At 60.7% G+C, this 12,749-nt stretch carries 13 protein-coding genes; 3 read left to right on the top strand and 10 right to left on the bottom strand.

Annotated features, from left to right (window positions below; genetic code table 11):
- Positions 1-2: 2 nt before the first annotated feature.
- From M1B34_RS26775 to colR, 5 genes are all read right to left on the bottom strand, one after another.
- Positions 3-224: a hypothetical protein gene (locus M1B34_RS26775; RefSeq protein WP_123328653.1), complete on the bottom strand. Its 222-nt coding sequence runs from the start codon at positions 222-224 to the stop codon at positions 3-5.
- Positions 224-937 carry a lipopolysaccharide kinase InaA family protein gene (locus M1B34_RS26770; RefSeq protein ID WP_268266700.1) on the bottom strand — a complete coding sequence of 238 codons (714 nt, stop codon included), beginning with the start codon at positions 935-937 and terminating at the stop codon, positions 224-226. Before M1B34_RS26770 ends, M1B34_RS26775 begins: the two co-directional genes overlap by 1 nt.
- 4 nt (positions 938-941) lie before the next feature.
- Entirely contained in the window at positions 942-1,622 is a 681-nt protein-coding gene (locus tag M1B34_RS26765) for a class I SAM-dependent methyltransferase (RefSeq protein WP_268266699.1), read from the bottom strand.
- A gap of 185 nt (positions 1,623-1,807) precedes the next feature.
- Positions 1,808-3,088 (bottom strand): sensor histidine kinase, encoded by a 1,281-nt coding sequence (locus M1B34_RS26760; protein ID WP_268266698.1) that lies wholly within the window; start codon positions 3,086-3,088, stop codon positions 1,808-1,810.
- The gene (colR, locus tag M1B34_RS26755) at positions 3,078-3,761 is read right to left on the bottom strand and encodes a two-component system response regulator ColR (RefSeq protein WP_123328657.1); all 684 of its coding nucleotides are present in this window, start codon (positions 3,759-3,761) and stop codon (positions 3,078-3,080) included. Before colR ends, M1B34_RS26760 begins: the two co-directional genes overlap by 11 nt.
- 220 nt (positions 3,762-3,981) lie before the next feature.
- Between colR and M1B34_RS26750 the strand changes: the two genes are divergently transcribed.
- A complete protein-coding gene (locus tag M1B34_RS26750; RefSeq protein WP_268266697.1) occupies positions 3,982-4,725 on the top strand; it encodes a phosphatase PAP2 family protein in 744 nt (247 codons plus the stop codon).
- Positions 4,726-4,851: 126 nt separating this feature from the next.
- On the opposite strand, the gene groL is transcribed toward M1B34_RS26750, so the two are convergent.
- From groL to M1B34_RS26730, 4 genes are all read right to left on the bottom strand, one after another.
- Positions 4,852-6,495 carry a chaperonin GroEL gene (gene groL, locus M1B34_RS26745; protein ID WP_123328659.1) on the bottom strand — a complete coding sequence of 548 codons (1,644 nt, stop codon included), beginning with the start codon at positions 6,493-6,495 and terminating at the stop codon, positions 4,852-4,854.
- A 48-nt stretch (positions 6,496-6,543) separates the two neighbouring features.
- Positions 6,544-6,837: a co-chaperone GroES gene (locus M1B34_RS26740; protein WP_011063093.1), complete on the bottom strand. Its 294-nt coding sequence runs from the start codon at positions 6,835-6,837 to the stop codon at positions 6,544-6,546.
- Positions 6,838-7,090: 253 nt separating this feature from the next.
- Positions 7,091-7,567 (bottom strand): FxsA family protein, encoded by a 477-nt coding sequence (locus tag M1B34_RS26735; RefSeq protein ID WP_123328660.1) that lies wholly within the window; start codon positions 7,565-7,567, stop codon positions 7,091-7,093.
- Between the two features lie 66 nt (positions 7,568-7,633).
- A complete protein-coding gene (locus tag M1B34_RS26730) occupies positions 7,634-8,365 on the bottom strand; it encodes a HugZ family pyridoxamine 5'-phosphate oxidase (RefSeq protein WP_268262592.1) in 732 nt (243 codons plus the stop codon).
- A gap of 165 nt (positions 8,366-8,530) precedes the next feature.
- Between M1B34_RS26730 and M1B34_RS26725 the strand changes: the two genes are divergently transcribed.
- The gene (locus M1B34_RS26725) at positions 8,531-9,289 is read left to right on the top strand and encodes an SDR family oxidoreductase (protein WP_268266696.1); all 759 of its coding nucleotides are present in this window, start codon (positions 8,531-8,533) and stop codon (positions 9,287-9,289) included.
- Positions 9,290-9,383: 94 nt separating this feature from the next.
- Here M1B34_RS26725 and apbC read toward each other — a convergent pair whose 3' ends face one another.
- Positions 9,384-10,478: an iron-sulfur cluster carrier protein ApbC gene (gene apbC, locus M1B34_RS26720; RefSeq protein ID WP_123328663.1), complete on the bottom strand. Its 1,095-nt coding sequence runs from the start codon at positions 10,476-10,478 to the stop codon at positions 9,384-9,386.
- A 164-nt stretch (positions 10,479-10,642) separates the two neighbouring features.
- Here apbC and metG point away from each other — a divergent pair, with 164 nt between their 5' ends.
- A complete protein-coding gene (gene metG / locus M1B34_RS26715) occupies positions 10,643-12,694 on the top strand; it encodes a methionine--tRNA ligase (RefSeq protein ID WP_123328664.1) in 2,052 nt (683 codons plus the stop codon).
- Positions 12,695-12,749: the final 55 nt, after the last annotated feature.

Raw genomic sequence — 12,749 nt, 5'->3', positions numbered from 1 at the left:
CTTCAACTCTGTGGCCTCATGCCTTGGGCCATACCGAACATGAACAACAGGATGTCATGGTCGGGTTTGGCCGCCACGGATGTCTTGACCACCCGAGGCAAAGGACAATGTGCGTCTCCGACGCTGAGGATCTGAGTCCGCGGCTGCTCCCAGGCAACCACAGCCAACGAGGCAACTGCCAAGGCTCCTACTAAAAACAAACCTCGTGCAATTTCGAGTTTCATCAGGTTAAACCCTTGATAGCGCTGCCAAACGCCGTTCTATAAAAATAGTAGAGTTTCTGCCAGTCCGGGTCGCTCCACGACGAGTGGCGACGCAGTTGCTTCAGATCATGGGCCGCAGCCCGCTGGGCGCTCAAACGCTGGCGGCACTTTTCGAAATCCAGCAAGGCCACGTCAATCCGGGCCTGTTCGCCAGTCCCCGTGACCCTTACAAACACATGCTTGGCATACAGGCAGCCATGTTGCCAGCGGCCCTTGTGCATGCGCACCAGGGTCGCGGCCAGGGCCTGCAAGAGCCGATCATGGAGCGCCTCGCCATGACGCTCACGCTCACCCGCGGCGTACCAGGTATCGATCTCTACAAAGCCCTCCAGGGCCGCGGTCACCAGCAGCGCCTGCCAGCCTTGCTGAGAATCACGCCGGGCGCCGCAGAACACCAGCTCCGGCACGCCCACGCCTAATACGCCCAGGCCCTTGAGCGCGTCCTGCTCACGCAACACCGTGGGCCGGCCGAACGGATGCAGCCAACTGCGATAGATGTGCCCGACCTGACGCTTCACATACAGCAGGCGACCGTCACTGACGAGTCGCTGTACCCCGCTCTCTCCGCCACGCCGCTGATTGGGGGGTTCGACCCATTCACCCTGCTGGTTCCAGAAATGCTCGAAGCGTTCCGTAGCCGCACCTTCCATGTGCGAGACACATTCCACAGCCATCCTCTTACCTCTTGCGTAATACGTAGACTCGCCACATGGCGTAGAGCGGGAAAAAGTCAAAATGGTCCTGGATACGAAACCCGGCCTCTTCAAACTCCTGTTCAACCGTAACGACAGGTAACACGAAACGATTCTGGTAACCCGACGACTCCGTTTGCGCACGGCGTTTTTGCTCCATGCGCTTGCGTTTGAACGCCTTGAAATTGCCGTCGACCCACAACGAGACGATCACACTGTCGCGAGTAACCCGTTGAAATTCACGGAGTAATGCCAGTCGATGAGCCGACTCACCAATGTGGTGCAGCAAGCGCATGGAGAAAATGCTATCCACTGCGTTATCCGCCAGGTCGATAGCGAAAGCTGACGTCTGCAAGGGTTGTACCCGTTTCACCACATCGGCGGGTTGGGCCACTGTGGCCAGACTGAGCATAGCCGCAGAATTGTCAGCACCGATGATCACGCGATTGGGTTTTTCCGCCAGCAACGGCCAGAAACGTCCCGCGCCACAGGGCAGGTCCAGCACCAGGCCCGGCTCACCGGCCAGCGCCAGGGCTGCACGAGCCAGTTGCTCGTCACGGCGGTGGGACAATTTGCGCGCCAGGCCATCCTGGTGCTTGAACAAATATTCCTGGGCGTGTTGTTCGTCGTACTTGTTGGAAAATTCCAGCTTGATCGGGGTAGCCATCACCAAAGTCTCCTGCAACTGATGGCGCCACCTTAGGCAGCCGCATGTCAGCGTCAGGTCATGTCTTTGTGAAAACTTCGTCCCGTCCACGGCGGAAATATTTCAAGGTTTTACCGCTCAAGCACACTGGCCTGGGGCCACCTCAGAAGAATAAAGCCGCCCCGACCGGTCGGGGCCTTTCGCGATCAAGGCTGCGCAGGACTGAGTTCGACATGGAAGCGGCAGCCGTTGGGGGTCATGGTGCTGAGGCTGACGCTCCAGCCCTGGTTCTCGCAAATCCGCTGCACCAGGGACAAGCCTAGGCCCAGGCCCTCGCCGCGCTTTTCATCACCACGCACAAAGGGCTCGAACATGGCTTCACGCTTCTCTTCGGGGATGCCCACACCACTGTCTTCCACCACAAAGCCGCTGGGCTCCAGGGTCAGGCGGATAAACCCGCGTTCGGTGTAATGCAGGGCATTGCGCAGCAGGTTGCCCATCACCGCGTGCAGGAAGGTCACGTTGTAGCGGGTGTCCAGAGGCTGGCCGGGTTCGAAGATCAGTTCGATGCCCTTGTCGTTGATCGGCCCTTGCCACACCCCGAGCAAGTCTTCGGCCGCCTGGCGCAGGGTCACCTGGGCCGACATGCTGGCGTCTTCACGTTGAGCCCGGGCGAGCATCAGGAAGGTCTGCACCAACTCGCGCATCTCCTCGCTGGCCCGGGCAATGCGCTCGACCTGGGCACGCCCGCGCTGGTCGATACCGGGGTTTTCCAGGAGCAGTTCACAGGAGCTGGCCAGCACCATCAACGGCGTGCGCAATTCATGGCTGACATCACTGGTGAACAGCCGTTCGCGGCTCAGGGCTTGGCGCAGGCGGCCCAGGGTGGCGTCGAAGGCAATGGCCAACTCACCCACCTCATCGGCGGCATAGTCCGGGGCCAAGGGGGGCGCCAGGCCGAGCAATTGGTCGCGGTGCCGCACTTGACGGGCCAAACGAACCACCGGCGCCATGACTTTGCGCGCCAGGACCCAGCCCAGAAACACCGCCAAGGCCAAGCTCAGGACAAAACCCACCAGGACCACGGCGAACAACACCCGCTCGCGCTCTTCGAAATCGCTTTGATCCTGCAGCAACACGTAACGCCGCCCGTCCACCACCTCAACCATGGCGTGATAGGACAGTTGCTCACGAAACACTTCGTGAAAACCCGGTTCCAGATGACGCAGGTCCTTGGGCAGTTCGAAATCGCCAAGCCCGCCACTGAAGTAGAACAACTGATCCGGTTCGGGGCGGTGGCTCCAGTCGGCGACATTGTCCATCAGCAACAAGCGCTGCAAGTCGCCCCCCAGCCCTGCGGAGATCAACTTCTCTTCGACCAGGTGCACGGTGGCCACAATACCCATGGCGAAGGCCCCCGCCACCAAGGCGCTCATCAGGGCAAAAGCGATGATGATGCGCTGGGCGAGGCTCTGCTTAAACTCCATCACGACCCTCGGCCAAGCGGTAACCGACGCCGTGCACGGTATGCAGCAGCGGCTTGGCGAACGGTTTGTCGATCACCTGGCGCAACTGGTGAACGTGGCTGCGCAGGCTGTCGCTGTCCGGGCAGTCGTCGCCCCACAGGGCCTCTTCCAAGACTTCGCGACGCAGCACATGGGGGCTCTTCTGCATCAGCACCGCCAACAGTTTGAGGCCCACCGGGTTGAGCTTGAGCAAGCGGCCCTCGCGGGTGACCTCCAGGGTGTCGAGGTCGTAACTCAAATCACCGACCTGCAAGGCCCGACGGCCACCGCCCTGGGTGCGACGCATCACGGCTTCGATGCGCGCCGCCAACTCGGACAGGGCAAAGGGTTTGACCAGGTAGTCGTCGGCACCGGACTTGAAGCCCTGGAGACGGTCGTCCAACTGATCGCGGGCGGTGAGCATGATCACCGGGGTGTCACGCCGGGCGTCTTCACGCAGGCGCTTGCACAGGGTGTAGCCATCGATGCCGGGGAGCATGATGTCGAGCACGATCAAGTCGTAATGTTCGGTGGCGGCCAGGTGCAGGCCCGACAGGCCGTCCTGCGCGCAGTCCACGGTGTAGCCCTTGAGCCCCAGGTAATCCGCCAGGTTGGCCAGGATATCGCGGTTGTCTTCAACCAATAAAATTCGCATGGGCACTTTTCTCCCTACACAGTTGCCGCCGTCTTGGCTCGCGCAGCTTAAGGCCAAGCGTAGCTCTCCGCTAGCGCCGTAAAGCCGGCGTGGGCGTGGTGCGCGCCCGGGTGCCGGCTTGACGTTTTTTTCACTATCGGTTCACAGGCTGATGACAGCAGCGGCCGCAGACTGCGCGCGAATCCGCGACTTGATCGCCTCCCCTGCCCAAGGATCCCGCATGACCTCAGCCCTCATCCGCCCTGCTTCCAGGCCCCTCAACTTCTGGGTATGCCTGGGGGTTCCCGCTGTCACGGCGGCGACTCTGATCCTGCTTGAGCTGACGTCTTTGGACATGGACCTGGCCAAGCGTTTCTACGACCCGGTGGCCGGCGCGTTTATCGGTGGGCACAGCTACCTGCTGGAAACCATCCTCCACGATCGAGCCAAACAGGTGGTCATCGCCTTTTCGGTGCTCTCGATCATCGGTTTCGTGGCGTCCTTCATGACGGCTCGGCTCCAACCGTTCAAGCGGGAACTGGGCTGCCTGGTACTGTCCCTGGCCTTGGCCACGGGCTTTGTGACACCGGTCAAGGCCGTGACCGCCGTGCAATGCCCCTGGAGCCTGAGGGAGTTTGGTGGCAAGGAAACCTACAGCGAACTGCTGAGCCCCCGCCCGCCGACCGACAAGCCCGGCCGCTGCTGGCCCGGCGGCCACGCGGCGACCGGTTTCACTTTGTTTGCGCTGTTCTTTGTACTGCGTGATCGCCGGCCACGGCTGGCGCGCAAAGCCCTGGTCTTCGCCTTTGCCCTGGGCACCGTGTTCTCCATCGGCCGCATGATGCAGGGCGCGCACTTCTTCTCCCACAACGTCTGGACGGCGATTTTTTGCTGGCTGATCAGCCTGGGCACCTATTACTTCATTCTTTACCGTCCCTCGCCCGCCGCCGTGCCGGTACCTTCCGCCCAAGCGGTACAGGGATAACATCCGCGGCGTTGCAGCCCGACAGGCCGCGGGACAGCGCCGACTCTGAGCGACACATTTCACGGGCAATAAAAAACCCCGCCGGTGTTCACCGGCGGGGTTTTTCAGTACGGGGGTAAGGCTGGCTTACATCATGCCGCCCATGCCACCCATGCCGCCCATGTCTGGCATGCCGCCGCCAGCTGGTTTGTCTTCAGCGATTTCAGCAATCATCGCTTCGGTGGTGATCATCAGGCTGGCGATAGAGGCTGCGGCCTGCAGAGCAGAACGAGTCACTTTAGCCGGGTCCAGGATACCCATCGCGATCATGTCGCCGTATTCGCCGGTCGCTGCGTTGTAACCGTAGTTACCTTCGCCTTGCTTGACCTTGTCGACAACTACGCTTGGCTCGTCGCCGGAGTTGGCAACGATCTGGCGCAGTGGCGCTTCAACAGCGCGACGCAGCAGTTGGATGCCCACGTCTTGGTCAGCGTTGTCGCCTTTCAGCTCGCTGATGGCTTGCAGGGCACGAACCAGTGCCACGCCGCCGCCAGGTACCACGCCTTCTTCAACGGCTGCACGGGTAGCGTGCAGGGCGTCTTCAACGCGGGCTTTCTTCTCTTTCATTTCAACTTCGGAGCCAGCGCCAACCTTGATCACTGCAACGCCGCCGGACAGCTTGGCCAGACGCTCTTGCAGTTTTTCACGGTCGTAGTCGGACGAAGTGTCGGCGACTTGTTGACGGATCTGAGTCACACGAGCCTGGATGTCCGCTTCAACGCCAGCACCGTCGATGATGGTGGTGTTTTCTTTGGACAGGATCACGCGCTTGGCGTTACCCAGGTGCTCCAGGGTGGTGCTTTCCAGGCTCAGGCCGATCTCTTCGGAGATAACGGTACCGCCGGTCAGGACGGCGATGTCCTGCAGCATGGCCTTGCGACGGTCGCCGAAGCCTGGTGCCTTGACGGCAGCGACTTTAACGATGCCACGCATGTTGTTCACAACCAGAGTCGCCAGGGCTTCGCCTTCAACGTCTTCAGCCACGATCAGCAGTGGGCGACCGGCTTTGGCAACGGCTTCCAGCACTGGCAGCATTTCGCGGATGTTGGAGATCTTCTTGTCAACCAGCAGGATCAGCGGACCGTCGAGTTCGGCGACCATGGTGTCCGGCTTGTTGATGAAGTAAGGGGACAGGTAGCCACGGTCGAACTGCATGCCTTCTACAACCGACAGTTCGTTTTCCAGGCCCGAGCCTTCTTCAACGGTGATCACGCCTTCTTTACCGACTTTTTCCATGGCTTCGGCAATGATGTCGCCGATGGAGTTGTCGGAGTTGGCAGAGATGGTGCCAACCTGAGCGATGGCTTTGGAGTCAGCGCATGGCTTGGACAGACCTTTCAGCTCTTTGACGATGGCGATGGTCGCCTTGTCGATGCCGCGTTTCAGGTCCATCGGGTTCATGCCGGCAGCGACGGCTTTCAGGCCTTCGTTGACGATCGACTGAGCCAGAACGGTAGCGGTGGTAGTACCGTCGCCAGCGTCATCGTTAGCACGGGAAGCAACGTCTTTAACCAGCTGCGCGCCCATGTTTTCGAAGCGATCTTTCAGCTCGATTTCTTTGGCAACGGAAACGCCGTCCTTGGTGATGGTCGGAGCGCCGAAGCTCTTCTCGATGATCACGTTACGGCCTTTCGGGCCCAAGGTCGCTTTTACTGCGTCAGCCAGGACATTGACACCGGTGAGCATTTTCTTGCGGGCGGAATCGCCGAATTTAACTTCTTTAGCAGCCATGATCGATATTCCTTAAATACTTTGTAGTAACGGGAAGATGCGCGGGAATCAGCCTTCGATAACGGCGAGAATTTCGTTCTCAGCCATTACCAGCAGGTCTTCGCCGTCGACTTTCACAGTGTTGCTGCCGGAGTAAGGGCCAAACACAACCTTGTCACCCACTTTCACGGCCAGCGCACGTACTTCACCGTTGTCCAGCACACGGCCGGTACCCACAGCGACGATTTCGCCACGGTTAGGTTTTTCAGCGGCCGAACCTGGCAGAACGATACCGCCAGCAGTTTTCGATTCTTCTTCGCTGCGACGGATAACGACGCGGTCATGCAGAGGACGAAGCTTCATTGTCGATCTCTCCTAATTGTGGTTTTCAACGGCCGGTGTGGATACCGGCGGGTTAACAAATTCCGGCGTGGCCGGTTGCGGCTCGACGAGCGAGACGCGGAAGTCTGTCTGGTGCAACCACCAGAAACCTTGCGGTGACCGTTACATAAGGGCGCATAAGCTTATTACAAGGGCAGCGCGATGAAATTTTTTACATCGTCGTCGCCAGAAACACACACGGCACCCGAAGGTGCCGTGTGTGAGTCAGCCGAGGTTACGAGTCCCGGTGTTCGAACTCGCCTTCGATCACATTGGGCTCACGGCCCAAAGGTTGCTGGGGCGACGGGCCACCGCGGGCGGTGCGCATGTCATCGGCAAAGGCGCGTTGACGAATGGCCTGTTCCTCGGCCCGCTTGCGCATTTTGTTGGCCAGCAGGCGGCGAGTGATAGGCAGCAGCATGATCAGGCCGAAAATGTCGCTGATAAAGCCCGGGATAATCAACAGACCGCCACCCAGGGCCAGCATCAGCCCTTCCAGCATGGTCTGGGCCGGCAGTTCGCCGCGGTTCAGGCTTTCACGAGCCCGCAACGCGGTGGCCAGACCGGCCACCCGCAGGACCAGCACACCCAGCATCGAGCCGAGAATGATCAGCAGCAGGGCCGGGAAAAACCCGATCGCCGCGCTGACCTTGACGAAAACAAACAGCTCTAGCACCGGGAACAGCAGAAAGAGCAACAGAAAAGGGCGCATCAAATGGTTTCCTCTACGGAAGAATGCCTTCCAGTAGACCGTAGATGACGTCGCCAATTCGTGAATTCAAGCGTCGACACCTGCATTTTTCGGCCAATGGTCGGCGTGAGCCAGAAAAACCAGGGCTTCGCGCACTTGTGTCGGCGTATTACAAGGTGCCTGGAAGGGCAACCAGTGGAGGCCCTGGCCGATACGCAAGTGCATGCCTTCGGTGTCGATCCCGGCCAATTGCGCGGGCACGCTGCTCGGCAAACCCGCCAGCTCGACATAGTGGGCAATGGCCTTGGCGTGGTCACTGTTCATGTGTTCGACCATGCTGACCTCGGCCTTGCCGGCAAAGGGGTTGGCCAGGGTCAGTTGATCGACCCAGTGGATCGCGCCAAAACCGCCGATGTAACGATGGCGCACCGGCTTGAGTACCCAGAAATCGAAATCATGGGCTTGGTGGTAATTCTGCGAATCGGGAAAGTAACGGTAGTAACGCTCGGCTGCCGCCTCGATCTGCACGTCGTCGGTGAGTTTCTCGGCCTCGGCCAGGTACGTCAGGCGCCCAACGGCTTGCACATCCTCGGCTTCGCGCTCGCCCACCAGCAACGAACACTTGGGGTCCTTCTGCAGGTTGTGGGTGTGCTGGGCGATGCGGCTGATCAGAATCAGCGGCCGGCCCTGCTCGTCCAGGCAATAGGGAACCACTGAACCGAAGGGGAAACCGGGCATCGCCTTGGAGTGGGTGGACAGCACGCCACGGTATTCCTTGAGCAGTAATTCTCGTGCATTCTTGGCCGCTTCAACGCTCACTTTATGACTCCTTTAAACTAATCCGTCGGAAACGGACGGGCGCCTGGAGCTTCGTTCCAGCGACACCCTTGGGGGCAATTCTGATCTGTAACCGGGCCGTATCGGGCGTCGTGCGCAGGTTCCCCGCAATGGAACCCCCTTCCGACCGGCTAGCGAGACATGCGAATGCAACTCGACGACAAAGTAATCATTATCACTGGCGGTTGCCAAGGTCTGGGCCGTTCCATGGCCGAGTATTTCGCTGCCAAGGGCGCCCGCCTGGCGCTGGTGGACCTGAACCCGGAAAAACTCGACGCCGCCGTGGCCGCCTGCCAAGCCCTGGGCGCCGAGGCCCGGGCCTACCTGTGCAACGTGGCCAATGAAGAGCAGGTGGAGCACATGGTCGCCCGGGTGGCCGAGGATTTCGGGGCCATCCACGGCTTGATCAACAACGCCGGCATCCTGCGCGACGGTCTGCTGCTCAAGGTCAAGGACGGCGAAATCAGCAAGATGAGCCTGGCCCAGTGGCAGGCGGTGATCGACGTCAATCTGACCGGGGTCTTCCTCTGCACTCGAGAAGTGGCAGCGAAGATGGTCGAGCTGAATAACAGCGGCGCCATCATCAATATTTCTTCGATTTCCCGCGCCGGCAACATCGGCCAGACCAATTATTCCGCGGCCAAGGCCGGGGTGGTCGCCGCCACCGTGACCTGGGCCCGGGAACTGGCGCGCTACGGTATTCGCGTGGCGGGCATTGCGCCGGGCTTTATCGAAACCGAAATGACCCAGAGCATGAAACCCGAGGCCCTGGAAAGAATGACCTCCGCCATCCCCCTCAAACGCATGGGCAAGCCGGAAGAAATCGCCCACTCGGCGGCCTATATCTTCGAAAACGACTATTACACCGGGCGCATCCTGGAAATGGACGGCGGCCTGCGAATCTGACCCTGCCCTTGTAGGAGCCGGCTTGCCGGCGATGGCGATTTAACGGTCGCGATCGCTGGCAAACCAGCGCCTACAGCAAGGCTTTTCCGAGGTGTCAGTCGTCGCTGATGGTGATGTTCGGCATCGCCGGGGCAGCCGCTTCCTGCAACACGATGCGCGCACCGACGTGGCGAGCCAGCTCCTGGTAAACCATGGCGATCTGGCTGTCGGGCTCAGCAATCACGGTGGGCTTGCCACCATCGGCCTGTTCGCGGATCAGCATCGACAACGGCAACGAAGCCAGCAGCTCGACATCGTATTGGCTGGCCAGCTTCTCGCCGCCGCCTTCACCGAACAGGTGCTCGGCGTGGCCGCAATTGGAGCAGATGTGCACCGCCATGTTTTCCACCACGCCCAGCACCGGGATGTTGACCTTGCGGAACATCTCCACGCCCTTGCGCGCATCCAGCAGTGCCAGGTCTTGCGGGGTGGTGACGATCACAGCGCCGGCCACCGGCACTTTCTGCGCCAGGGTCAGTTGGATATCGCCGGTGCCTGGTGGCATGTCGATCACCAGGTAATCCAGGTTGCCCCAGTCGGTCTGGGTCACCAGTTGCAGCAAGGCCCCGGAGACCATCGGCCCGCGCCAGACCATCGGCGTGTTGTCATCGGTGAGGAAGGCCATGGACATGACTTCCACGCCATGGGACTCGATCGGCACGAACCACTTCTGGTCCTTGATCTTCGGGCGGGTGCCTTCGGCGATGCCGAACATGATGCCTTGGCTTGGGCCATAGATATCGGCGTCGAGAATGCCCACCTTGGCGCCTTCACGGGCCAGGGCCAGGGCCAGGTTGGCAGCGGTGGTGGATTTGCCCACACCGCCCTTGCCGGACGCCACGGCCACCACGTTCTTGACGTTGGCCAGGCCCGGGATCTGCGCCTGAGCCTTGTGCGCGGCAATCACGCTGGTGATCTCGACCTTGGCCGAACTGACACCGTCCAGGCCTTCGATGGCCAGTTGCAGCATCTGCGCCCAGCCGCTCTTGAACAGACCGGCGGCATAACCCAGTTCCATCTGGACCAGGACCTTATCGCCCTGGACGTCGATGGTCCGCACGCAGCCGGCGCTGACCGGGTCCTGGTTCAGATAGGGGTCGGTGTATTGGCGAAGAACGGCTTCCACCGCTGCGCGATTGACGGCGCTCATGGGCAACTCCGATAACAAGACAGAAAAATCAGGCAGCTATCCTACCTGTTCTGATCCGTCGGCGGGATGTTCAAACAACGATGGCGAACGCCTTACACGGGGTGAAAAATCCGCGCCGGCGCTTTATAGTGGCCGACCTCCGTTTCATCAAGTAGCCGAGCCCCATGTCCGAGCCACGCAAGATCCTCGTCACCAGCGCCCTGCCCTATGCCAATGGTTCTATCCACCTTGGCCATATGCTTGAGTACATCCAGACCGATATGTGGGTGCGCTTCCAGAAGCATCGCGGCAACCAATGCATCTATGTCTGCGCGGACGACGCACACGGCTCGGCCATCATGCTGCGCGCAGAAAAGGAAGGCATCACCCCGGAACAACTGATCGCCAACGTCCAGGCTGAACACAGCGCCGACTTTGCCGAGTTCCTGGTGGATTTCGACAACTTCCACTCCACTCACGCCGAAGAAAACCGTGAGCTGTCGAGCCAGATCTACCTGAAACTGCGTGACGCCGGGCACATTGCCCAGCGCTCGATCACCCAGTATTTCGACCCGGAAAAGAAAATGTTCCTGGCCGACCGCTTCATCAAGGGCACCTGCCCGAAATGCGGCACTGAAGATCAGTACGGCGACAACTGCGAAAAATGCGGCGCTACCTATGCGCCCACCGACCTGAAGGATCCGAAGTCGGCGATCTCGGGCGCCACGCCGGTGCTCAAGGACTCCCAGCACTTCTTCTTCAAGCTGCCGGACTTCCAGGCAATGCTGCAAACCTGGACCCGCAGCGGCACCCTGCAAGACGCTGTGGCCAACAAGATCGCCGAGTGGCTGGACGCGGGCCTGCAGCAGTGGGACATCTCTCGCGATGCGCCGTACTTCGGTTTCGAGATCCCCGGTGAGCCGGGCAAGTACTTCTACGTGTGGCTGGATGCGCCGATCGGCTACATGGCCAGCTTCAAGAACCTGTGCGCGCGCCGTCCGGAACTGGATTTCGACGCGTTCTGGAACAAAGACTCCAGCGCCGAGCTGTACCACTTCATCGGCAAGGACATCGTCAACTTCCACGCACTATTCTGGCCCGCCATGCTCGAAGGCGCCGGCTACCGCAAGCCGACCGGCATCAACGTGCACGGCTACCTGACCGTCAACGGCCAGAAAATGTCCAAGTCTCGCGGGACCTTCATCAAGGCCCGTACCTACCTTGAGCACCTGTCGCCGGAATACCTGCGCTACTACTACGCCTCCAAACTGGGCCGTGGCGTCGACGATCTGGACCTGAACCTCGAAGACTTCGTGCAGAAGGTCAACTCCGACCTGGTGGGCAAGGTGGTCAACATCGCCAGCCGTTGCGCCGGTTTCATCCACAAAGGCAATGCCGGCGTGCTGGTGGACAGCAACGCCGCACCCGAGCTGACCGAAGCCTTCCTGGCCGCCGCGCCAAGCATTGCCGATGCCTATGAAGCCCGTGACTTCGCCCGTGCCATGCGCGAAATCATGGCCCTGGCCGACCGTGCCAACGCCTGGATCGCCGACAAGGCCCCATGGTCGCTGAACAAGCAGGAAGGCAAGCAGGATGAGGTCCAGGCCATCTGCGCCACGGGCATCAACCTGTTCCGCCAACTGGTGATCTTCCTCAAGCCGGTGCTGCCATTGCTGGCCGCCGATGCTGAGGCGTTCCTGAATGTCGCCCCGCTGACCTGGAACGATCACCTGACGCTGCTGAGCAACCATCAGTTGAACGAATTCAAGCCACTGATGACCCGGATCGATCCGGTCAAGGTCCAGGCCATGTCCGATGCGTCGAAAGAAGACCTGACCGCCAGCCAGACCGACACCGGCGACGTTGCGCCACAAGGTAACGGCGAACTGGCCAAGGACCCGCTGTCGCCGGAAATCGACTTCGATGCCTTTGCCGCCGTGGACCTGCGCGTGGCCCTGATCGTCAAGGCCGAACACGTGGAAGGTGCGGACAAGCTGCTGCGCTTGACCCTGGACATCGGTGGCGAGCAACGCAACGTGTTCTCCGGGATCAAGAGCGCCTACCCGGACCCGTCCAAGCTCGATGGTCGCCTGACCATGATGATCGCCAACCTCAAGCCGCGGAAAATGAAGTTCGGCATCTCCGAAGGCATGGTGATGGCCGCCGGCCCTGGCGGTGAAGAGATCTACCTGCTGAGCCCCGACAGCGGCGCCAAGCCGGGCCAGCGCATCAAGTAAAAAGCCTGGCTGGCCCCTATCCCCCCGTGGCGCGTTTGCGTGACGGGGGGATTTT

The sequence above is a fragment of the Pseudomonas morbosilactucae genome (genome assembly GCF_023241715.1).
Taxonomy (GTDB): Bacteria; Pseudomonadota; Gammaproteobacteria; order Pseudomonadales; family Pseudomonadaceae; genus Aquipseudomonas; species Aquipseudomonas morbosilactucae.
Note: the sequence above shows the minus strand (reverse complement) of the source record. Positions and strands in the feature narration are given on the sequence as shown.